Origin of the sequence: Mesorhizobium kowhaii (genome assembly GCF_003253745.1) — a bacterium.
Taxonomy (GTDB): domain Bacteria; phylum Pseudomonadota; class Alphaproteobacteria; order Rhizobiales; family Rhizobiaceae; genus Mesorhizobium; species Mesorhizobium kowhaii.
The window spans coordinates 108464-130058 of the sequence record NZ_MZXV01000080.1 but is presented as its reverse complement, the minus strand read 5'-3'; the positions used below and the strand labels follow the sequence as shown (position 1 = coordinate 130058).

Below are 21595 nucleotides of genomic sequence, written 5' to 3'. Positions count from 1 at the left end.
GTGTGGACGCCTGTCGCCCTAAACAAAAAGGTGGCGGCGATTCCGCATCGCGCCACCTCTAGTATCCTTCGAAAAGGACGAAAAATTGGCGTTAGAACCGCGGCGGACGCGGAGCACCACCTGCACCGCCGGCGGCGCCAGCAGCAACCGGACGCGGCGTCATCGGCAGCAGGCCTTCGCGCTGAGCGCGCTTGCGGGCCAGCTTGCGGGCGCGCCGCACGGCTTCGGCCTTTTCACGGGCGCGCTTCTCGGAAGGCTTCTCGTAATGTCCGCGCATCTTCATTTCGCGGAAAATGCCTTCGCGCTGCATCTTCTTCTTGAGCGCGCGAAGCGCCTGATCAACGTTATTGTCGCGGACGAGTACCTGCACGGGCAATCCTGTCTTTCGGGTTTGATATCAACAGGCAAGCGGCCATAGCCACAAGCCTCCGCGGCGATCTACACCACGAATTGTGGCGGCTGATAGCAGAATCAGGCCGCGCTGTCCACAGCCGAAATGAACATCAGCGGCCAAACCGCAGCCGGTTTGCTGCTGGATAGGGAGCCGACTACGCCGTAGCGAGGTGAAGCCGCTCGAAATCCGCGAAGAACTCGCCATAGTCGCAGGTGATCTCCTCGCCGGCCGCGATGTCGCGGGTCGCGGTCGCGCCGCCATACCGCGAAAAGTCCGTATTCGGCCGTTCGGCGTGATTCATGAAGCGCCCATTGTCGACCTCATAGACCATGAAACCGGGACGATCCGGGCTTGGATAGGCATAGCGGTCGAGCAATTCCCTGAGATGCGGCGGTGCTGCCTCGTATTTCTGCAACGGAATCAACCGGTCGAAATCCGGATCGAGCCGCCAGATCGAGGCGCCTTTCCTGATCGGCTCGGCGGCGAACACGCCGACCCCTTCGATTGCGCTCGCAGCCACATAGGTTCTGATCAGCATCATGGTTCGAGGACCCGTTTCGACAGGAAACGGCATCGCCAAATCGCACAGAAAAAGCAAGACCGGCCGCCCAGGTTTGCGGCAATGAACATGCATCCTGGCGGCGAAAAGCCTTCACGTCCGGTTGATCGACACGCCGCCATCGGCAAACAGCGCGGCTCCGGTGGTGAAGCTCGAAGCGTCGGAGGCGAGGTAGAGCGCCGAGCGGGCGATCTCTTCCGGTACCGCGACACGCTTCAGGGCATGCAGGTTTTCGACGAAAGCCCGCGATTCAGGGGTCTTGAAGGTTGCCGCCGGTGTGTCGGTCCCGCCGGGCAGCAGCGCGTTGACCCGCACGCCTTTCGGGCCATATTCAGCCGCCAGCACCTGCGTCAACCCGATCAGGCCGGCCTTGCTTGCAGCATAGCTGGTCATGCCGGGCATGCCGACGGTGTTACCGACGAAGGTGGAGGTGAAGATCAGCGAACCACCGCCGCGCTCGACCATTGCCGGCACCTGGTATTTCGCGCCGAGAAAGGCGCTGGTAAGGTTGGTGTCGAGCGTCTGGCGCCATCCCTCCAGTGACAGGTCCGAAATCGGCCCCATCTGGCCGACGGCGCCTGCATTGTTGAAGGCGATGTCGAGCCCGCCGAATTTTTCGACAGCCAGATCGACAAGGGCTTTCGCATAGGCTTCGTCGCGGACGTCGCCGGCAAGCGCGACGGCCGTGCCGTCGGCGTCGGATATCTCGGCCACCAGCGTATCAAGCTCGGCCTGGCGGCGGGCGGCGACGATGACCTTGGCGCCTTCCTCGGCGAAGAGTTTTGCGGTGGCGCGACCGATGCCGGAACTGGCGCCGGTGACGATGGCGATCTTGTTGGCAAGTGCGAGCATGGCTGTCGTCCTTCTGTCGGTCCTGTCTGGCCGACTGGTGCCGGCAACGAGGTCCGTTGATCGCAGGCCACGCCTTCCGGCGACACCCGATACCTGCGCAGTTGGATCTTGCTGACGATGGACGGAAGCCAGCCGCTCGCGAAAGGCGAGGCCGGTTGGGCGGACTATTGCTTCAGCAACCAGCTGAGGCGATCGAGCGAGAATGCGTAGCTGATGGCGATGAGCAGGGCGACGATGACGCCCGTGGTCGTGTAACCGGCCAGGTAGAACCCAGCCGCACCGCCGAACAGGATGACCAGTTCCAGCACCAGCCGCACCGCGCCCGGTACCGGCACGGGGGTACGGCCCGACCGGCTTGGATCGTTGAGTACGGCGAAGGTTCCCCACAGGACAGCCGCAATGAGCGGCAGGGCCAGAGCCAGGATCCAGCGCCACCATCCGTCGGAGAGCCCCCATCCCGCCAGACCGAGGCCGAGCAAGGCGGCAAGCTCCAGCAGGAAGCGCAACGTCAAATTCCACCAGGCGTTGCCCATGATCGTCCTCCTTGAGTCCCGCGCCAGGCAATGTGACCGAAGACAGCCACGGCAGCCAGATCGCATGCGTCTTTTTCGCGCGGCGCAAAACGGCAAGCGCCGTCGCAAACAGCGCAAGGGTGGAAGCTGCGTTTCGCTAGTGATACACCTCGCGCGCCGGGGCCGAGTGAACGCCCTGCCGCCATTTGCGAGGCTGGAACGTTGAAGAAATATTCGGTATTCGCCATCGCCCGCGAGGCTATGCGCGGCCATAAGGGCTGGGAGGAGCAATGGTCCTCGCCTGAGCCGAAGAAGGAATACGACGTCATCATCGTCGGCGCCGGCGGCCATGGCCTGGCCACCGCCTATTATCTCGCCACGGTGCACGGCATCACCAATGTCGCGGTGCTGGAAAAGGGCTGGCTCGGCGGTGGCAACACCGGCCGCAACACCACCATCATCCGCTCCAACTATCTCTATGACGAGAGCGCCGGCATCTACGACCATGCGCTGAAGCTGTGGGATGGGCTGAGCCAGGAACTCAACTACAACGTCATGTATTCGGCGCGCGGCGTTATGATGCTGGCCCACAATGTGCACGACATCCAGGTGCTGAAGCGCCATGTCCACGCCAACCGGCTGAACGGCATCGACAATGAATGGCTGACGCCGGAGCAGGCGAAGGAATTCTGCCCGCCGCTCAACATCTCGAAAGATGCGCGCTATCCGGTGGTCGGAGCTGCCCTGCAGCGCCGCGGCGGCACAGCGCGCCACGATGCCGTGGCATGGGGCTATGCGCGCGGCGCCTCGGCGCGCGGTGTCCACATCATACAGAATTGCGAGGTCACCGGCGTCAAGCGCGCGGCCAATGGCGCGGTCATGGGCGTTGACACGACGCGCGGCTTCATCGGCGCCAAGAAGGTCGGTGTCGTCGCCGCCGGCCATTCCTCCGTCATCATGAACATGGCCGGCGTGCGCATGCCGCTGGAGAGCTACCCGTTGCAGGCGCTGGTGTCGGAGCCGGTCAAGCCGGTGGTGCCCTGCGTGGTGATGTCGAACACGGTGCACGCCTATATCTCGCAGTCCGACAAGGGCGAGCTGGTGATCGGCGCCGGCACCGACCAGTATGTCTCCTATTCGCAGACCGGCGGCCTGCACATCCTGCAGCACACGCTCGACGCCATCTGCGAGATGTTCCCGATCTTCACGCGCATGAAGATGCTGCGCTCATGGGGCGGCATCGTCGACGTCACGCCGGACCGCTCGCCGATCCTGGCCAAGACGCCGGTGCCCGGCCTCTATGTCAATTGCGGCTGGGGCACGGGCGGCTTCAAGGCGACGCCGGGCTCAGGCCATGTCTTTGCCCACACCATCGCCAAGGACGATCCGCATCCGATCAACGCGCCCTTCACCATCGAGCGCTTCCGCACCGGCCGACTCATCGACGAGGCGGCAGCGGCGGCGGTGGCGCACTGATGATGGCGCAGATGGCTGTCGCCATGCCGCTGATGCTGGCGGGGGAACAGGGCATGTTCCATTTTCCGTCGGCGGACGAAGTGCGCACGCAGCCGATCAGCCGCGCCGGGAACGAGGCCGGATGGCCGTTTTCCGTCGACGACGGCGTGCTGGCCTGCGTTTGGAGCGGCGGCCAGAAGGTGGTGATGTTCCTGGAGAACAGGCCTTCCGATCTTGACGAGGACGACACATTCGAGCCGCGCCGCGTCATCGTCACGACCGATCCGATGCAACTCACCATCGGCAACATGGCGTATCGCGACCTGTTTCGCCCGGCCGCAAGCGTGGAGGAGCGCATTCGGCTCGTCGCGCCCTTTGCGGCCATGGGCCAGAGGCTTTGCGACCAACCCGCCGGCGCTCACGTCGGCCACGGCGAATTGTAGGAACGAACACAAATGCTTCTCATCCGCTGCCCCTATTGCGAGGAAGAGCGCCCGGAGCTCGAGTTCCGCAATGCCGGCGAGGCGCATATCGCGCGCTCGGCCAACATATCAGGCGAGAGCGACGACGATTTCGAGAAGTTCTTCTTCATCCGCTCGAATCCCAAGGGCATCATCTATGAGCGCTGGCGGCACATGCATGGCTGCGCCCGCTTCTTCAATGCAGTGCGTGACACCGTCACCGACAAGTTCATCATGACCTACAAGGCCGGCGAGCCAAAGCCGTCGAAGCTGCCTGGAGTTGCCAAATGAGCGGCGCGTTCCGCATTCCCAGCGCCGGCCGCCTCAAACAGGCGAAGACCGCGCGGTTCAGCTTCGATGGCCAGTCCTACGCCGGCATCGAGGGCGATACGCTGGCCTCGGCGCTGCTCGCCAATGGCGTCCATCTCGTCGGCCGCTCGTTCAAGTATCACCGTCCGCGCGGCATCCTGTCGGCGGGCGCGGAAGAGCCGAACGCGCTGGTTGAGATCAAGCGCGACGCAGCGCGCAAGACGCCGAATGTGCGGGCCACCGTGCAGGAGCTCTATGACGGGCTTGCCGCGCAGTCGCAGAACCGCTGGCCGTCGCTGTCCTTCGATGTCGGCGCGGTCAACGACCTGGCGTCGCCGCTGTTTTCGGCCGGCTTCTACTACAAGACCTTCATGTGGCCGAAGGCGGCGTGGAAGAGCCTCTACGAGCCGAAGATCCGGGCGGCGGCCGGCCTCGGGGTTTCCCCGGACCAGCCGGATCCCGATCACTATTCGTCGCGCTATGCGCATTGCGACGTGCTGGTGCTCGGCGGCGGCGCGGCCGGCATCGCGGCAGCACTTGCCGCAGCCGAGACCGGCGTGCGCGTGATCCTTGCCGACGAGCAGGCCGAGTTCGGCGGCAGCCTGCGTTTCGAGACCGGCGCCAGGATCGACGGCCAGGACGGCTTTGCCTGGGCGCAGGCAGCGATTGCCAGGCTCCAGGGCATGGACAATGTCCGCGTGCTCTCGCGCACGACAGCTTTCGGCTATTACGCGCAGAATTTCGTCGGGCTGGTCGAGCGCATCAGCGATCATCTCTCAGCCCCCGGCCACGACCTGCCGCGCGAGCGGCTGTGGCAGGTGAGGGCCAAGCGCGTGGTTCTGGCTTCCGGCGCCATCGAGCGCCACATGGTGTTCGCCGACAACGACCGGCCGGGGATCATGTTGGCCGGTGCGGCGCGGACCTATCTCAACCACTATGGCGTCGCGGTCGGCAAGAATGTCGGCGTCTACACCGCTAATGATTCCGCCTATGCGGCGGCGATCGACCTGAAGAAGGCGGGCGTCAACGTGGCGGCGATCGTCGACCTGCGCGACCATCCGACCGGGCCGGTGATCGATGAGGCGAGGGCGCTCGGCATCGAGGTCAATTTCGGCCGCGCGGTGATCCGCGCCGGCGGCAAATTGCGGGTGTCGTCGATGACCGTGCAGCCGAAGAATGGCGGTGGCGAACGCACCATCCCGGTCGATGCGATCCTGATGTCGGCCGGCTGGACGCCGTCGGTGCACCTGTTCTCGCAGTCGCGCGGCAAGGTCGCCTTCAACGACGAGACCAAGCGCTTCGTGCCGGGCACCTATGCGCAGGACTGTGCCTCGGTCGGCGCCTGCAACGGCACGGACGGGCTGTCGGCGACGATCGACGAGGCTTATGCGGCGGGCGAGAAGGCAGCGAAAGATGCCGATGCGAAAACCGCCAAGGGCAACAAGCCCAAGGTCGACGCCTCGGAGAGCTGGTCGCGCGGCATGCTGGGTGCGGCCCCCGGCGCCGGGCCGGACACGACGGTGAAAGCCTTTGTCGATTTCCAGAACGACGTCACCGCCAAGGATATCCGCCAGGCGGTGCATGAGGGCATGCGCTCGATCGAGCACGTCAAGCGCTTCACCACCAACGGCATGGCGACCGACCAGGGCAAGACCTCCAACATGCACGGCCTGGCGATCGCCGCCGAGACGCTTGGCAAGCCGATCCCGGAAGTCGGCCTGACCACGTTCCGGGCGCCCTATACGCCTGTGACGTTCGGCGCGATTGTCAGCCACGCGCGCGGTCCGCTGTTCGATCCGACGCGCAAGACGGCTATTCATCGCTGGGCCGAAGCCCAAGGTGCCGTGTTCGAGGATGTCGGGCAGTGGAAGCGCGCCTGGTATTTCCCCAAGGCCGGCGACGACATGCACGCTGCGGTCGACCGCGAATGCGTCGCGGTGCGCAAGACGGCCGGGCTGTTCGATGCCTCGACGCTCGGCAAGATCGAAGTGGTCGGGCCGGATGCGGCCAAGTTCATGGAACTGCTCTACACCAATCCGTGGGAGAAGCTGGAGCCGGGCCGCTGCCGCTATGGCATCATGCTACGCGAGGACGGTTTCATCTATGACGACGGCGTCGTCGGCCGGCTGGCGCCCGACCGCTTCCATGTGACGACGACAACCGGCGGCGCGCCGCGCGTCATGAACCACATGGAGGATTACCTCCAGACCGAGTTCCCGCATCTCAATGTCTGGCTGACCTCGATCACCGAACAATGGGCGGTCATCGCCGTGCAAGGACCGAAGTCGCGCGACATCATCGCGCCGCTGGTCGAAGGCATCGACATGTCCGACGAGGCGCTGCCGCACATGTCGGTGCGCGAAGGCAAGATCTGCGGCGTGCCGACACGGCTGTTCCGCATGTCGTTCACCGGCGAGCGTGGCTTCGAGGTCAACGTGCCGGCCGACTACGGCCAGGCCGTGTGGGAAGCGCTGTGGGCCGAGGGCCAGAAGCATGGTGCGGCGGCCTACGGCACCGAGGCCATGCACGTGCTGCGCGCCGAAAAGGGCTATATCATCGTCGGCCAGGATACCGACGGCACGGTGACACCGAACGATGCCGGTCTCGACTGGGCGGTCGGCAAGAAGAAGGCCGACTTCGTCGGCATCCGCGGCATGGCGCGGCCGGACCTGGTCGCCAAGGGCCGCAAGCAGCTGGTCGGTCTCAAGACCAAGGACCCGAAGGTGGTGCTGGAAGAAGGCGCGCAGATCGTCGAGGATCCGAAGCAGGCGATCCCGATGAAGATGATCGGCCACGTCACCTCGAGCTACTGGTCGGAAAATTGCGGCCGCTCGATTGCGCTGGCATTGGTCGCCGGCGGTCGCGACCGCATGGGCGACACGCTCTACGTGCCGATGCCAAACGGGGTGATCGAAGTGGAGGTTTCCGGCATGGTGTTCTTCGACGAGACGGGAGGGCGCCTCAATGGCTAAGGCCGCTGCAAAGAAGACGGCTGCGGCCGCATCGCCTTCGGTCGAGCGTCGCCCGGCGCTGGCTGGACGCAGCACCGCCGCGACCGGCGCCAAGGTCGAGGTGCTGCCGCCGGCCGATCGCATCTCGCTGCGCGCGCCGGAGGCTTCGATTGCCGCCCTTTCCAAGGCGCTCGGTGTGACCTTGCCGAAAAAGCCAAAAACCTCGGCCACGAAGGCGGGCCGTACCGCTCTGTGGCTCGGCCCCGACGAATGGCTGGTGATCGACGAGGCTGGCAACGATCCGCTCACCGATTGCGCCGCGGTTTCTGCCTTGCATTCGGCCGTCGGCATCTCGCATCGCAACATTGCGATCGCCGTGACGGGTGCTGGGGCGGCGGCGACGATCAATGCGGGCTGCCCGCAGGACCTGTCGCTCGATGCCTTCCCGGTCGGGGCGGCCTCGCGCACCATCCTGGGCAAGGCTGAGATTGTGCTGTTGCGCAACGCCCCAGACGCCTTCCGGGTTGAATGCTGGCGTTCCTTCTCGGACTATGTCTTTACTTTCCTGTCCGAGGGATCGCGGGACGCAGCGGTCTGAACTCGGAACGTTTTGCGGGGCACGCTCGTTCTGCATCCGTACGCCGAGGGAGAATGCCGATGCCGTCGAATTCCGCGCCGAAGTCGCCGGTCAAAAAAAGCCCTGCCGTTCGCTCGCTCGAACATGAGCAACATGAAGCGTCGAGCGCCGAAGAGGAACTCGAGGAAGGCCTCGAGGACACCTTTCCGGCCAGCGATCCGGTGTCGATAACCGGAACGTCCATCTCCGGCGCTCCGGCGAAGCCGGGCAAGGCCAAGACGGTGGCCGGCCGCAAGAAGCGCACGACATAGTTTCCATCGGACCAGGCTGGATCGGGACCTTCTCAATCCCATTGGACATGCTATTTAAAGCGCTTTGGGAGACAGATATGCCGACAAAAGCCATCGTTTGGGGCGAGAATGTCCACGAGCAGACCAATGCTGCCGTGCGCGAGCTTTATCCCAAGGGCATGCATGGCACCATTGCCGCGGCGCTCATCCAGGACAAGGGTATCGAGGCGACCACCGCCACCTTGCAGGAGCCCGAGCATGGCTTGAGCGAGAAGCGCCTGGCCAGCACCGATGTCCTGCTGTGGTGGGGGCATGCCGCCCATGGCGAGGTCAAGGACGAGATTGTCGAGCGCGTACAGAAGCGGGTGTGGGAAGGCATGGGGCTGATCGTGCTCCATTCCGGCCACTACTCGAAGATTTTCAAGCGGCTGATGGGCACGCCCTGCTCGCTGAAATGGCGCGAGGCGGGCGAGCGCGAGCGCGTCTGGGCGATCAACCGCGGCCATCCGATCGCGCAAGGCATCGGCGAGTGCCTGGAGATCGGTGAGACGGAAATGTATGGCGAGCCGTTCGCGGTGCCGGAGCCGCTCGAGACGGTGTTCGTCTCCTGGTATGAAGGCGGCGAGGTGTTCCGGTCCGGGCTGACCTACCAGCGCGGCGCCGGCAGGATCTTCTACTTTTCGCCCGGCCACGAAACCTATCCGATCTATCACAATGAGGGCGTGCAGCAGGTGCTGCGCAACGCCGTGCACTGGGCGCACAACCCGGCGCCGGCATGGTCGGGCATCACCAATGCGCCGAACGTGCCGACGGATGCGGCCAAGGAGAAGATCGTCCAGAAAGGGCTGCGCCTGCATGCCGATGGTGACAAGGGCCTGAGATGATGGGGCCTGAGATCAGTTGGACCTCCTGTCGCGCCAGGCGGTTTGACCCATCAGGCGGTTCATGGTGGTTAGGTATTCGTCTTCCGAAGTCGACCAGCGCAGCCTTGCCATTTCCTCCGTATCCGGGCCGGCGAGGTAGCGCAGGCGGTGCGATGGATCGGTCGCCGCCGCATAGATCGTCACGACGACTTGATCTTCGTTGGCATCAGGGAATGGGTAGTTCATCATCGATTGCATCATGTGATCGAAGTAGGGCTTGTACGATGCCGGGACGGAAACGGCCTGTGACGCCGCCATGGTGTTGGACGTGAAACTGGTGGTGCGCATGGCTCCGGGTTCGACGAGCTTGACCAGGATGTTCTGCGATTCCAGCTCGTAGGACAGCGATTCCGAGAGGCCTTCGACGGCGTGCTTGGTTGCGGTGTACAGCGCCAGAAGCGGCACCGCCGCCAGCCCGACACCGGAGCTGATGTTGATGATCGTTCCGCCGCCATGGTTGCGCAAATGCGGAATGACCGCCTGCATGACATTCATCATGCCGAAGACATTGGTCTCGAAAACTCCACGGATCGTCTCTTTCGCGGTGGCCTCGAAGATCGAGACGACACTGACGCCGGCATTGTTGACGACAGCGTCGATACGGCCGAAGTGGGCGACGCCAGCGGCAATCGCGGCCTCGATGCTTGCGGAATCGGTGACGTCGAGAGGCAAGACAAGCATTTGGCCGGCATAGCCGGCGGCGAGACTTTGGTCCGGCTTTCGCATTGTCGCGATGACGTTCCAGCCCTGGGCGGCGAAGTATCTTGCCGCGGTCTTGCCGAGCCCGGACGAACAGCCGGTAATGAGGACGGTCTTGGTCATTCACATAACTCCATCGGGTTAGGTGAGTGATCTAGGTAAAACGATCTGCCTGATCTATAATGAAAAGTACCGATTGAATTACGGATCGTCTCATTTTGGACCCTTTGACTGACATCATCGCTCTGTTGCGTCCAAGGACACTCCTGCTCGGCAACCTTGCCGCAACCGGTGAATGGGGCATCCGCTCGCCATATCAGAGCGATCCCACCTTCTATCTGGTGACAGAAGGTGAATGCTGGTTTCAGCCTGATGACGGAGAACCGCTGCGGCTGTGCACGGGGGATTACCTCCTGGCTGCGCAGCCGTCTTCGCCGTGCTTCGTCAGCAGCCCCGGCACAATGCTCGTCCTGTCCGATGCCGCGTTCAAGGAACGCAACACGGTCGATAACGAACTCAGGGTCGGAAACGGCGTTAAGGGTGGCCCGACGACGCGCATTCTCGGCGGCCTGATCATCTGCGATCCGGCAAATGCCGACCTGCTGTTCGGCCTGCTGCCGCGCTTCACGCATATCCGTGCGGCGGAGGATGTAGGGGAAAGGCTCGGAGGCCTGATGCGGATCATCGTCGACGAAACGCATGCCGCGAGGCCGGCCAGGGACATGGTCCTGTCGCGGCTGATCGAGGTGATGCTGATCGAAACGCTGCGCCGCGAGGGTGCGCAGCGCGCCTCACAGCCACAAGGCCTGCTTGGCGGTCTTGCCGATCCGCAACTGGCCAGGTCGCTGACGCATATACATTCGGATGTCGGCAGGGCATGGACGATTGCCGAACTGGCAAAGAGTGCGGGCATGTCGCGCTCGCGATTTGCCCGGCGCTTCGTCGACGTCGTGGGGGCAGCACCCGTGGAATATCTGCTGGCATGGCGCATGGCGCTTGCCAAGGACGCGCTGCTGCACAGTCAAAAACCACTCAGCCAGATCGCTGCCGATGTGGGCTATCAATCGGCGAGTGCCTTCAGCACTGCCTTCAGCGGCAAGGTCGGCTGCGCGCCGACCCAATACGCAGCTCAAAGTCGAGGCTAGATCGTCTACTCGTGAAGTGTTTAGTCCGGTCTCAGAATGTGCTCGGCACAATCCACGGATTGATGCTGATGCCGAGCCGCGGGCCCTTGCCTTCAGCGGTGTTTTCCGTGGAGCCCTTCTTCTCGACCGAGCCGGTCGAGGCGCAATCGAGCTTCACATGGGTCCTGGTGTCGACGCAGGTCGCGGCAGGTGCCTGCTTGACCGGCTGGGTGGCGCTGGCGGCAAAGGCCGAGCCCGAAAGTGCCAGCACGGCGGCGAGGGTCAGGAGTGTCTTTTTCATCGTCAGTCTCCGTTATCGACGATTGAATTTTTTTGTACATGTACGATACGACGTACATATACGTCCGGTGATGCCGACGTTCAAGTCAGAAAACGTACATGTACGGATAAATTTTATTGAACTTTTATTGAACGCCGAAAATCGCGGCGTTCTTACACAGCCGAGCGCTCCAATTGGCCGTTGGTCGTGGTGATCAGAGCCTGTGAAGAGTGTCGCTCAGCAGTTGACTGGCGTCTCAGTCAGCGGCGGCACATTCTGTGTGCTCAGCGTGGCAAGCGTGAAGTCGCACATCCGCTTCACGAACGCCTGCGGGTCGCCGAAGGGATAGAATGGAAAGGTGATCAGCAACGAGATCGTACCGTGGCCGACCGCCCACAGCATGGTAGCGATGGCGCGCGGGTCGCCCTGCAACTTGCCGGCAGCGACACAGGCCTCGACCCTGCTGATCAGCGCGTTCATCGCCGGGTTGCTCTCTTCCATGTCCTCGTAGCTCCTGCCTTCCGGCAGTTTGGTCTTTTCGGTCATGAATACGGTGCGGTATTCGTTGGGATTGCCGAGCCCAAAGGCGGCATACTCGGTCATGACCGCCTGCAATGCCTCGATCGGATCGTCGGACGCATGCTCCTCGATGCGGCGGGCAAGCGTCTCGAAAGCATCCTCGGCCAAGGCGAACAGGATGTCCTGCTTGTCGGCGAAATAGGAATAGACCGACATCGGCGCGTAGCCGACCCGCTTAGCCAATTTGCGGATGGTCAGGCCTTCATAGCCTTCCTCCTGGACGAGCTTGTGCGCGGCCTCCACCAGTTCGGAGCGCAGTTCGGCCCTTTGTTTCTCGCGGCGTGTCTGGACGCTCGGCGGCAAGATCTCGTGCCTTTGGTTGGTTGGTACCTGGCTAAATTATATACGCTGTACGAAAACGGACAAGGGCGCGACAGGTTCCCAAGCGGCATGCATCAGATCGCGCCGATGCCACCGTCGACGGCCAGCGCATGGCCGGTCATGAAGGAGTTTGCCGGGTCGGCGGCAAACAGGATGGCGGTGGTGATTTAATCGACTTCCGCCACCCGCTTCATCGGCACGCCACGCGTCAGCTCGGCCAACGCCTCTGCTTCCGGCGCGCCGGAGGTGCGCACGAAGCTGTCGACCATCGCCGTCCTCGTGTGAGCGGGGCAGATGGCGTTGATGCGCAGGCCCTTGGTGGCGTATTCGACCGCGGCTGAGCGGGTCAAACCGATGACGCCGTGCTTGGCGGCGGCATAGACCGAAAGTTTCGGCGCGCCGGACAGGTCGGCGGCCGAGGCGATGTTGACGATGGCGCCGCCCTTGCCGGTCGCCTTGAACTGCCGCTCCATCTGCGGGATCTGGTGCTTCATCGCATAGAAGACGCCGAGCAGATCGACCTCCAGCACGCGGCGAGCCTCATCCGAGGGGACTTGCGGCAAGCGCACGAAGCTTTGGACGATGCCGGCATGGCGACATCCAGCCGGCCGAATTTTTCGACCGCCAGCCGGACCAGATCATCCGACAGTTTTTCGTCGGCGATGTTGCCGGCCAGGAACGCCGTTTCGGCCTGCAGCATGCCTGCGAGATCGGCCAGCGCCTTTTCGTCGATGTCCGACAGCACTAGCCTTGCACCTTCGGCGGCAAAGCCTTTCGCCGCACCCCGGCCAAGCCCGCCGGCCGCACCGGTGATCAGCACGGTTGTCCCGTCAAAACGGCCCATCAAGCCTCCTTGTCGATCAGTTGCGCGGCGAGATGCGAAAGCAGCTTCACCGCTTCCCCATAGGTCTTCGCCTTTTCGGGATTGGAGGCGTTGCCGTCCAGCGCCCGCTTGAAGACGCCCTGGCAGATCGCCGCCAGCCGGAAGAAGGAGAAGGCCAGGAAGAACGTCCAGTTGCCGATGCTGTCCAGCCCGCGCCGCCGGCAATAGGCGGCGACATAATCGTCTTCGGAGGGCAGGCCGAGCGCGCGACGGTCGACGCCGCCCAGGCCGCGAAAGCCCGAGGCGTGCGGCAGGCGCCATTGCATGCATTGATAGGCGATGTCGGCGAAGGGGTGGCCGAGCGTCGACAATTCCCAGTCGAGCACCGCCAGCACCTTTGGCCGATCGGGAGCAAAAATCAGATTGTCCAGCCGGTAGTCGCCATGCACCAGCGAGACGCGGCCATCATCTGCAGGCCTATGTGTCTCCAGCCAGGCAATCAGCCGGTCCATATCGGCGACGGTGCCGGTCTCCGAGGCGCGGTACTGGCTGCCCCAGCGCGCCAGCTGGCGCTCGAAATAATTGCCCGGCCGGCCGAAATCGCCGAGACCCACGGCCTCGACATCGACATCGTGCAGGGCCGTGAGCGTGTCGTTCATGGCATCGTAGATGGCGGCGCGTTCTTCGTTGTCGCGAGCCTCCGGCAGCGCCGGATCCCAGAAAATGCGGCCGTCGAGGAAATCCATGACGTAGAACATGCGGCCGATCGGCGAGTCCTCCGCCGACAGATGCAGCATCCTGGGCACCGGCACGGCGGTGCCGGCAAGCGCGCTCATCACGGTGAATTCACGGTCGACCTGATGCGCCGATTTCAGCAATTGCCCGGGCGGCTTGGCGCGCAGCACGTAGCGGCCGCTTTCCGCCGTCAGTAGATAGGTCGGGTTCGATTGGCCGGATTTGAACTTTTCGATGGAGAGGAGCCCGGAAAAGCCTGATATGTTCGCCTCGAGGTAGGGCGCAAGCGCTGCCTGGTCGAGAACGTTCGGATCGCTCATGCCGTCTCGGGCTGGCGTTCGATCAAGGTCAGCGTCAGCCAACGGGCGGTCAGCGCCGGTTTCTTGGAGCCTTCGATCTCGATCGTCACATCATGCGCGGTCTGCACCCAGCCCGACGGCCTGACCTTGACGTCGGCCAGCACGAAACGGGTGCGGATGCGCGCGCCGGTCTTCACCGGCGCCAGGAAGCGCAGCGAATCGAAGCCGTGGTTGACGCCCATCTTGCCGTTTTCCAGCGGCGGCATGGTCTCGAAGGTCATCGCCGACAACAGCGACAGCGACAGGAAGCCGTGTGCGATGGTGCCGCCGAACGGCGTCTCGCGCATGGCGCGCTCCGGGTCACAGTGGATGAACTGGTGGTCGTCGGTAGCGTCGGCGAACTGGTCGATCATGCGTTGCGTGACCACCCGCCACGGCGACACGCCAACCTCCTTGCCGACACTGGCCAGAAGTACATCGAGACTGATCGGTTCCACGCGGATGTCCTCCAGTTCACCCCCGGCTCCGGCCGGAAAATGTCATTCTTTGAACAAGGTCAGCCCATGCTGCACCGACTGTCCGCCGTCGATCGGCAGGATGGCGCCGGTGACATAGCTGCCTGCACGGCTGCACAAATAGAGCGTTGCGCCGGCAATGTCATCCGGTGCGCCGATACGGCCGATCGGAACATGGTTGCCGACATGCCTGGCCTGTTCCTGCGTGCCGGTGGCAAAAGCCGTCATGCGGCTCTGGAAGGGGCCGGGAGCGAAGGCGTTGACGGTGATGCGGCGGGCGGCGAACTCCAGCGCCAGCGTGCGCGTCAGATGATGAACCGCGGCCTTCGAAGCCGTGTAGGAATAGGCGTCGTCGGCAAGCGGCTGCGTGCCCATCACCGAACCCAGATTGATCACCCGGGCCGGATCGGCATCGCTGGCGGCGGCATCGAGCAGCGGCAGCAATTCGCGCGTCAGATGGAAGACCGCGGTGACATTGACGCCGAACACTTTCGCCCAGGCGGAATACGGAAAGCTCTCCAGCGGCGCGCCCCAGGACACACCGGCATTGTTGACCAGGATGTTCAGGTGGTCGGTCCGCGTCTTGACCTCGGCGACGAGTGCGGCAATGCCGGCTTCGCTGGAGACATCGCCAGCGAAGCCATCGGCCCGGCCCGGTGCGCCAAGCCCGTTCAGTTCACCGGCGACCTTGATGCAATCCTCACCCTTGCGCGACGCGATCATCACGCTGGCGCCGGCCTTCACCAGCGCGGTTGCCGCCATGCGGCCGATGCCGGTCGCCGCTCCGGTCACCAGCGCGGTCTTGCCGGCCACCGAAAACAGCTCGTCCAGATAGCTCATCACAATCCTCCGCGCCTTGCCTCGGTGTGCGGGCAAAACAGTTCGCGTTGACAAGGCTATCCGAAGTACGGTCATCCTTGCCACGGGTAAAATGCCTGGCGTGCATGAAGGGTTAGCGACCGATGACGGAGATGAATCTCGGCATGACCGAGCGGCTGAAGCCGATCCACGCGCGCGTCGCGGCCATGGTGCGCGACGAGATCAAGCCGCTCGACAAGGAATTCCTAGGCGAAGTGGGCAAGGCCGGTGACCGCTGGCTCTATAGCGCGCGCCAGAGCGAGATCCTCGAAGGGCTGAAGAAGACCGCACGGGAGCGCGGCCTGTGGAACTTCTGGCTGACCGGCTCGGAGCGCGGCTACGGCCTTTCCACGGTCGAATACGCGTATCTCGCCGAGGAAATGGGCAAGGCGCATCTCGGCGCCGAGACCTTCAACTGCTCGGCGCCCGACACCGGCAACATGGAGGTGTTGGAACGCTATGGCTCGGCCGACCACAAGAAGGCGTGGCTCGAGCCGCTGCTCGACGGCAAGATCCGCTCGGCCTATCTGATGACCGAGCCGGATGTCGCCTCGTCCGACGCCACCAACATTGCAATGCGCTGTGAGCGCCAGGGCGGCGACTATGTGCTCAACGGCGAGAAATGGTGGGCTTCCGGCGCCGGCGATCCGCGCTGCGCCATCTACATCGTCATGGTCCGGACCGGTGCCGACGAAGAGCCGCAGCACCGTCGGCATTCGATGATCCTGGTGCCTTCCGACGCAAAGGGCGTGACCAAAGTCCGGGCCATGCAAGTCTATGGCGACGACGACGCGCCGCATGGCCACATGCATCTTCGCTTCGACAATGTGCGTGTGCCCGCATCGAACCTGATCCTCGGCGAGGGCAGGGGTTTCGAGATCGCGCAGGGGCGGCTCGGCCCCGGCCGCATCCATCACTGCATGCGCGCCATCGGCCAGGCCGAGATGGCGCTGGAGATGCTGTGCCAGCGTTCCGTGCGTCGCGAGGCCTTCGGCCAGCCCTTGGCAAAACTCGGCGCCAATTTCGACATCATCGCCGAATGCCGCATGGAGATCGAGATGGCGCGGCTGCTCTGCCTCAAGGCGGCTTGGATGATCGACCAGGGCGATGCACGCGCCGCAGCCCCCTGGATCAGCCAGATCAAGGTGATCGCGCCGCGCGTCGCGCTCAAGGTCACCGACGAGGCGGTGCAGATGTTCGGCGCGCAAGGCATCAGTCAAGACACGCCACTGGCGCGTTCGTGGACGCATCTGCGGACATTGCGCCTTGCCGACGGACCGGACGCCGTGCATCGCCGTCAGGTAGCGCGGACGGAGCTGAAGAAATACACGCAGAAAAAGGTCTGAACGCCGGCATTCGTCATCCGGTGACGCCGGCAGGTCCAAGCAAGGAGTGTTCCGATGACTGTCCCCTCCGAAATGAAGGCGCTGCTGCTTGTCGGCGACGGCTACACCAGGACGCCTTCCGGCAGCGTGCTGGAAGCGATGGAGCCCTATCTTGAGCCGGGCAGCATCGCGGTGCCGACGCTGGGGCCGACGCAGGTGCTGATCAAGGTCAGCCTCGCCTCGATCAATCCGTCCGATGTCATGTTCATCAAGGGCCAGTACGGTCAGCCGCGCGCCAAGGGCCAGCCGGCCGGCTTCGAGGGCGTCGGCACCGTCGTCGCCAGTGGCGATGAGCCCTATCCCAAAAGCCTGATCGGCATGCGCGTCGCTTTCGCCACCGGCGTCACCAACTGGGGCTCATGGGCCGAATATGCCGTTGCGGAAGCGGTGGTCTGCATCCCGCTGCTCGACACCGTCCGTGACGAGGATGGCGCGGCGATGATCGTCAACCCTCTCACCGCGCTCGCCATGTTCGACATCGTCAAACAGGAAGACGAAAAGGCCTTCGTCATGACCGCCGGCGCCAGCCAACTCTGCAAGCTGATCATCGGCCTGGCCAAGGACGAGGGTTTCCGACCGATCGTCGCCGTGCGCCGTGACGATCAGATCGCGGCTCTGAAAGAGCTTGGCGCGGCGCACGTCCTCAACGAAAAGGCGCCGGATTTCAAGGCGGCGTTGCGCGAGGTGATCAAGGCCGAACAGCCGCGCATCTTCCTTGACGCGGTCACCGGGCCGCTGGCCTCCGCCATTTTCGACGTCATGCCGAAGCGTTCGCGCTGGATCATCTATGGGCGGCTCGATCCCGAAGCCACGATCATCCGTGAACCCGGCCAACTGATCTTCCAGCACAAGCACATCGAGGGTTTCTGGCTGAGCGAATGGATGCGCCAGTTTCGCGACCGCCGCGGCCCAGCCATCCTGGAAGCGCAGAAACGGTTTTCCGATGGACGCTGGTCGACCGATGTGACGGCGGTGGTTCCGCTCGCCGAGGCAATGGCGCGGGTGCCGACGGAACTGGCCAGGCCCAACGGCAAGGTGTTCATCCGGCCTTAGCACGAAGGTGCCCGACGTTCGAATGCGAAGCATTCACAGGCTCTCGATGCCAATAAATGCTGGTGTCCGGCTGCCGCAAGCCGCGTCGGGCGGACATCCGCGTCTTTCAGACCCCTATGCCACGCCGCTTTGTCCGTGATATGCCGCCGCCATCGAATGCCGGGCGGTCCAGGCAAGGGCCGTTCCGGGATGGGTGTAGGGTGACTTGATGACGATTTCCAAGCCGGTTTTCGATCGTTTGGGGTTTGGCCTGTGGATCGGAGCGTTCCTGGTCGTTCTTGCCATGGTCCTGTGGTCGCCCGACACGCGTACAGTGTTGCTAGCGTATAGATATGGCAGCGAGAACCTTCTGGCTGGCCGGCCGCTCTACGATCTTCAGTCCGAGATGGGGTATCTCTACGCGCCCGCCTTTGCCGCGCTCTATGTTCCGCTGTTGAAGCTGGGCCCGCATCTGGGCGGCCTGGTGTGGCATGTCCTCGGCTTCGCGGTGCTGACCTTCGCCGCCGTGCGGCAGGTGCGCAAGCTCGGCGGTCAGGAACTGACCTGGCTGCTTTCGTTCGGTCTCTTCCTCGCTCTGCCGATGGCGCTCGGCGCGATCCGCAACGGCCAATCGACAATTCTGCTGGCCGGCGCCTGCTGGCTTCTTACTTTGTCGGCGCTTGAAGGGCGGCGCGCCGAGACCTTCTTCTGGGCTTCGCTTGCCATCATCGCCAAGCCGACCGCGATCATCATGCTGCTCCTGGCAGGAGGGCTGCGCCCCCGGCTGGTACCGGTGCTGGTGCTGGCGGTGCTGCTCGTGCTCGCCATACCTTATGCTTTCGCGCCAGCCGATTATCTGAACGATCAGTATCGTGATTTCGCCAGCATGCTGACCTCGATGGCGGTCGACAAGACCAGCCATTTTGTTGCCGCCGATTTCACCGCGCCTTTTGCGACGGCAGGGATGCCCATCGCGGAATCCGGCGCCACGGCGGTGCGCTTCGTGGTCGGCCTGTTGACGCTCTCGATCGTCCTCTGGTTCGATCGCAAGCTCGAGCAGGGAACGGCAGGGCTGGCGATCTTCCTGACCGCCGCTTTCTACATGTGCGTCTTCAATCCGCGCGTCGAGCCCAACACCTATGCGATGATCGCCGTGCCTGCTGGTCTCGCCATCGCCCTGTTGTGGCGCGAGGAACGAGGCGGTGTCCTGGCCTCGGTGCTGTCGACGGTGCTGTTCGCGACCGGGCTGAGCGGCGTCGAGCAACACGTGCATGATTTCCTCTATCCCTGGTTCCGGCCGGTCGCGGTTGCTTTCATCGCCTGTTCCCTAATCTGGTGGTTCTGGGCCAAGGCTCGGGAAAAGGTGGTGAATGAAGGGGTCGCAAATGGCTGAGTCGCGGCCGACACTCGATATCGTCGCGCCGTTCTTCAACGAAGCGCCATCGGCATCGGCCTTCGCCGAATTGCTTGCCGCGCTGGAGGCGGTCGTGGCACAGCGCTTCGGCATGACCGTGCGCAAGATCCTGGTCGACGACGGCAGCCGCGACGATGGCGCCCAACGGTTCTCAAAGGTGCTGTCGGGGTCGTGGGAGATCGTCCGCCTCAGCCGCAATTTCGGCAAGGAAGTCGCCGTGCTCGCCGGCCTCGACCAGTCGCGCGGCGACATGGTGCTGATCATGGACGCCGACCTCCAGCATTCGATGGACATCAGCCTGAAGCTGATCGCCGAACTGGTGGAACATCCGGACATCGACGTCGTCTACGCGCAGAACGACCGGCGTGAGGCCAGTTGGCGACGCAGTCAGCTGGCGCGGCTTTTCTACAGCCTGATCAACAGCAGCCAGCGTTTCGACATTCCCGAAAATGCCGGCGACTTTCGCGTCATGCGCGGCACTGTCGCACGCGCGCTGACCAGCCTGCGCGACAAGCGACGCTTCAACAAGGGCCTGTTTGCCTGGGCCGGCTTCCGCCAGAAGGCGTTGCCCTATTCGCCGGAGGGCCGCGCCAGCGGCACGTCGAAATGGAGCCGGCTCAACCTGATCGCCTTCTCGCTGGAAGGTTTCACCTCCTTTTCCGTCATTCCGCTGCGCATGATCAGCCTCAGCGGGCTGCTTGCCGCGTTAGCCGGCGCGGTCTACGGCGCCAAGGTGTTCTTCGAGGTGATCTTCTACGGCATTGCCGTTCCCGGTTACCCCAGCCTCCTGGTCGCCGTCGTCCTGCTCGGCGGCCTCAACCTGACCCTTCTCGGCCTGATTGGCGAATATGTCTGGGTCACGCTCAGCGAGAGCAAGGATCGGCCGGTCTATATCGTGCGCGATGTCGTACGTAGCGACGTCGCTCCTGGCAAGCCGGCACCGGGCGCTCGCGATACATGACGCGGCGCATCCGCCTGATCGCCGACGACTACGGCCTGGCGCCAGGCGTCTCCGCGGCGATCCTCGACCTGCTCGATCGCGGGCGCCTGACCGGCACCAGCTGCATGACCGGCTTTCCGGAATGGGCACTGGAGGCGGAGCGCATAAGGCCTCTGTGCGGCCGTGTCGCGGTCGGGCTGCATCTTACCTTGACCGACCAGCCAGCCGTCACCGGCCGGTCGAGCCTGGCGCCGGAAGGCCGGCTGCCGCCGCTCCGCTCGCTGGCGTTGCCTGTTCTGCGCGGCCGCATCGACGATCGCGATGTCCATGCCGAACTCGACGCCCAGTACAGCCGCTTCGTCGAAGCACTCGGGCGCCGCCCCGATTTCGTCGACGGGCATCAGCATGTGCATTTCCTTCCTGTCGTGCGCACATGGCTGCGCTCACGTCTGCATGAGGAAGCCGACAGGCCTGCGTTGCGTGGCGCGCCGGTGCTGGCTGGCACGCTCGCTGCGACGCCGAAAGTCGCCGCGATCGCAGCGCTTGCTGCCGGGTTCAACCGGTCTATGCAGCATGCCGGCTTCACCATTTTCGAACCGCTCGCCGGCATCTATGACTGGCGGCGACCCGAAAAGTTCGCTTCCGTGCTGCAGGCCGCTGTCGAGGCATTGCCGGAACGAGGGCTGTTCATGTGCCACCCCGGCCATGTCGACGAGACGCTGCGCGCGCGTGACCCGATGCAAAGCGTGCGCGAGATCGAATTCGCGGTCCTGGCATCGGACGATTTCGGCGCCAGCCTGGCCCGCGCCGGTGTCGCAATCATGGGCGGCGAGGGATGAGCGGCGCGGACCAGCCCCGGCGTTCGACCGGCAACAAGATCGTCCGCTTTGCCATTGTCGGACTTGCCAACACAGCCATCGACCTTGCCAGCTTCTTCCTGCTGCTCAAGCTGCAGATGCCGCCGGTGCCCGCCAACATCGTTGCCTGGTTCATCGCCGTCACCTTTTCGTTCGTGGCGAACGGCTTCTGGGCGTTCGAGCGCAATCAAGCCATCCGGCTGCGTGATGCATTCCTTCGTTTCGCCTCGCTCGGGGCGCTGATTTCGCTTGGTGTCTCCAGCCTTTCGATCGCGCTGTTTGCCGCTACCGTTGGAGTATGGCCGGCAAAGATCGGCGGTGTCGTGGTGGCGGCGGTGCTGAATTTCGTCGCCGCGCGCTGGTCGATCGAAGGCCGCTTTTTGAGATAGGCCATTCTTACGAAATTGCGCTGTTTTACGAAATCGCGGGCGGAAAACCGGGGCACACTTTT

24 protein-coding genes and 1 pseudogene are annotated in these 21595 nt (G+C 63.9%); 14 read left to right on the top strand and 11 right to left on the bottom strand.

Annotated features, from left to right (window positions below; translation table 11 throughout):
* Window positions 1–91 precede the first annotated feature (91 nt).
* The 4 genes from rpsU to B5V02_RS36085 all read right to left on the bottom strand — a co-directional run bounded on the left by rpsU (window position 92) and on the right by B5V02_RS36085 (window position 2338).
* Window positions 92–370, bottom strand: a complete 279-nt coding sequence (gene rpsU / locus B5V02_RS36100; RefSeq protein WP_023810129.1) for a 30S ribosomal protein S21 — start codon at window positions 368–370, stop codon at window positions 92–94.
* 178 nt (window positions 371–548) lie between these two features.
* A complete protein-coding gene (locus B5V02_RS36095; RefSeq protein ID WP_111548949.1) occupies window positions 549–935 on the bottom strand; it encodes an SET domain-containing protein in 387 nt (128 codons plus the stop codon).
* A 111-nt stretch (window positions 936–1046) separates the two neighbouring features.
* On the bottom strand, window positions 1047–1805 hold the full coding sequence (locus B5V02_RS36090) for an SDR family oxidoreductase (RefSeq protein WP_111548726.1): 759 nt from the start codon (window positions 1803–1805) through the stop codon (window positions 1047–1049).
* Between the two features lie 164 nt (window positions 1806–1969).
* Window positions 1970–2338 (bottom strand): DUF2568 domain-containing protein, encoded by a 369-nt coding sequence (locus B5V02_RS36085; protein WP_111548725.1) that lies wholly within the window; start codon window positions 2336–2338, stop codon window positions 1970–1972.
* Between the two features lie 201 nt (window positions 2339–2539).
* Here B5V02_RS36085 and B5V02_RS36080 point away from each other — a divergent pair, with 201 nt between their 5' ends.
* From B5V02_RS36080 to B5V02_RS36050, 7 genes are all read left to right on the top strand, one after another.
* Complete coding sequence (locus tag B5V02_RS36080; protein ID WP_111548724.1) at window positions 2540–3793, top strand: sarcosine oxidase subunit beta; 1254 nt, start codon at window positions 2540–2542, stop codon at window positions 3791–3793.
* On the top strand, window positions 3793–4215 hold the full coding sequence (locus B5V02_RS36075) for a hypothetical protein (RefSeq protein ID WP_111548723.1): 423 nt from the start codon (window positions 3793–3795) through the stop codon (window positions 4213–4215). The genes B5V02_RS36080 and B5V02_RS36075 overlap by 1 nt, the downstream gene beginning before the upstream one ends.
* A 12-nt stretch (window positions 4216–4227) precedes the next feature.
* Window positions 4228–4524 (top strand): sarcosine oxidase subunit delta, encoded by a 297-nt coding sequence (locus tag B5V02_RS36070; RefSeq protein WP_111548722.1) that lies wholly within the window; start codon window positions 4228–4230, stop codon window positions 4522–4524.
* Entirely contained in the window at window positions 4521–7514 is a 2994-nt protein-coding gene (locus tag B5V02_RS36065; RefSeq protein ID WP_111548721.1) for a sarcosine oxidase subunit alpha, read from the top strand. Before B5V02_RS36070 ends, B5V02_RS36065 begins: the two co-directional genes overlap by 4 nt.
* Window positions 7507–8091: a sarcosine oxidase subunit gamma gene (locus tag B5V02_RS36060; RefSeq protein ID WP_111548720.1), complete on the top strand. Its 585-nt coding sequence runs from the start codon at window positions 7507–7509 to the stop codon at window positions 8089–8091. The genes B5V02_RS36065 and B5V02_RS36060 overlap by 8 nt, the downstream gene beginning before the upstream one ends.
* A gap of 59 nt (window positions 8092–8150) precedes the next feature.
* Complete coding sequence (locus B5V02_RS36055) at window positions 8151–8381, top strand: hypothetical protein (protein WP_111548948.1); 231 nt, start codon at window positions 8151–8153, stop codon at window positions 8379–8381.
* Window positions 8382–8458: 77 nt separating this feature from the next.
* A complete protein-coding gene (locus B5V02_RS36050; protein ID WP_111548719.1) occupies window positions 8459–9244 on the top strand; it encodes a ThuA domain-containing protein in 786 nt (261 codons plus the stop codon).
* 12 nt (window positions 9245–9256) lie between these two features.
* Here B5V02_RS36050 and B5V02_RS36045 read toward each other — a convergent pair whose 3' ends face one another.
* Window positions 9257–10105, bottom strand: a complete 849-nt coding sequence (locus B5V02_RS36045) for an SDR family oxidoreductase (RefSeq protein WP_111548718.1) — start codon at window positions 10103–10105, stop codon at window positions 9257–9259.
* 104 nt (window positions 10106–10209) lie between these two features.
* Here B5V02_RS36045 and B5V02_RS36040 point away from each other — a divergent pair, with 104 nt between their 5' ends.
* On the top strand, window positions 10210–11127 hold the full coding sequence (locus B5V02_RS36040; RefSeq protein WP_111548717.1) for an AraC family transcriptional regulator: 918 nt from the start codon (window positions 10210–10212) through the stop codon (window positions 11125–11127).
* 31 nt (window positions 11128–11158) lie between these two features.
* Here the strand turns inward: B5V02_RS36040 and B5V02_RS36035 are convergent, their stop codons facing one another.
* The 6 genes and pseudogenes from B5V02_RS36035 to B5V02_RS36010 all read right to left on the bottom strand — a co-directional run bounded on the left by B5V02_RS36035 (window position 11159) and on the right by B5V02_RS36010 (window position 15498).
* On the bottom strand, window positions 11159–11407 hold the full coding sequence (locus tag B5V02_RS36035; protein WP_111548716.1) for a DUF680 domain-containing protein: 249 nt from the start codon (window positions 11405–11407) through the stop codon (window positions 11159–11161).
* A gap of 216 nt (window positions 11408–11623) precedes the next feature.
* Window positions 11624–12268: a TetR/AcrR family transcriptional regulator gene (locus B5V02_RS36030; protein WP_111548715.1), complete on the bottom strand. Its 645-nt coding sequence runs from the start codon at window positions 12266–12268 to the stop codon at window positions 11624–11626.
* 185 nt (window positions 12269–12453) lie between these two features.
* Window positions 12454–13130: pseudogene (locus B5V02_RS36025) on the bottom strand (SDR family NAD(P)-dependent oxidoreductase).
* Window positions 13130–14164, bottom strand: coding sequence for a phosphotransferase family protein (locus B5V02_RS36020; protein ID WP_111548714.1), 1035 nt, complete (start codon window positions 14162–14164; stop codon window positions 13130–13132). The pseudogene B5V02_RS36025 and the gene B5V02_RS36020 overlap by 1 nt, the downstream one beginning before the upstream one ends.
* Complete coding sequence (locus B5V02_RS36015; RefSeq protein WP_378922604.1) at window positions 14161–14646, bottom strand: MaoC family dehydratase; 486 nt, start codon at window positions 14644–14646, stop codon at window positions 14161–14163. Before B5V02_RS36015 ends, B5V02_RS36020 begins: the two co-directional genes overlap by 4 nt.
* A 36-nt stretch (window positions 14647–14682) precedes the next feature.
* Entirely contained in the window at window positions 14683–15498 is an 816-nt protein-coding gene (locus B5V02_RS36010) for an SDR family oxidoreductase (RefSeq protein WP_111548713.1), read from the bottom strand.
* Window positions 15499–15620: 122 nt separating this feature from the next.
* Here B5V02_RS36010 and B5V02_RS36005 point away from each other — a divergent pair, with 122 nt between their 5' ends.
* The 6 genes from B5V02_RS36005 to B5V02_RS35980 all read left to right on the top strand — a co-directional run bounded on the left by B5V02_RS36005 (window position 15621) and on the right by B5V02_RS35980 (window position 21533).
* Entirely contained in the window at window positions 15621–16862 is a 1242-nt protein-coding gene (locus B5V02_RS36005) for an acyl-CoA dehydrogenase family protein (RefSeq protein WP_111548712.1), read from the top strand.
* Window positions 16863–16916: 54 nt separating this feature from the next.
* Complete coding sequence (locus tag B5V02_RS36000; protein WP_111548711.1) at window positions 16917–17954, top strand: zinc-binding dehydrogenase; 1038 nt, start codon at window positions 16917–16919, stop codon at window positions 17952–17954.
* 208 nt (window positions 17955–18162) lie between these two features.
* Window positions 18163–19326 (top strand): glycosyltransferase family 87 protein, encoded by a 1164-nt coding sequence (locus tag B5V02_RS35995; RefSeq protein ID WP_111548710.1) that lies wholly within the window; start codon window positions 18163–18165, stop codon window positions 19324–19326.
* Window positions 19319–20308, top strand: a complete 990-nt coding sequence (locus tag B5V02_RS35990) for a glycosyltransferase family 2 protein (RefSeq protein ID WP_111548709.1) — start codon at window positions 19319–19321, stop codon at window positions 20306–20308. Before B5V02_RS35995 ends, B5V02_RS35990 begins: the two co-directional genes overlap by 8 nt.
* Window positions 20305–21126, top strand: coding sequence for a ChbG/HpnK family deacetylase (locus B5V02_RS35985; RefSeq protein ID WP_111548708.1), 822 nt, complete (start codon window positions 20305–20307; stop codon window positions 21124–21126). Before B5V02_RS35990 ends, B5V02_RS35985 begins: the two co-directional genes overlap by 4 nt.
* A complete protein-coding gene (locus B5V02_RS35980) occupies window positions 21123–21533 on the top strand; it encodes a GtrA family protein (RefSeq protein ID WP_111548707.1) in 411 nt (136 codons plus the stop codon). Before B5V02_RS35985 ends, B5V02_RS35980 begins: the two co-directional genes overlap by 4 nt.
* Window positions 21534–21595 lie beyond the last annotated feature (62 nt).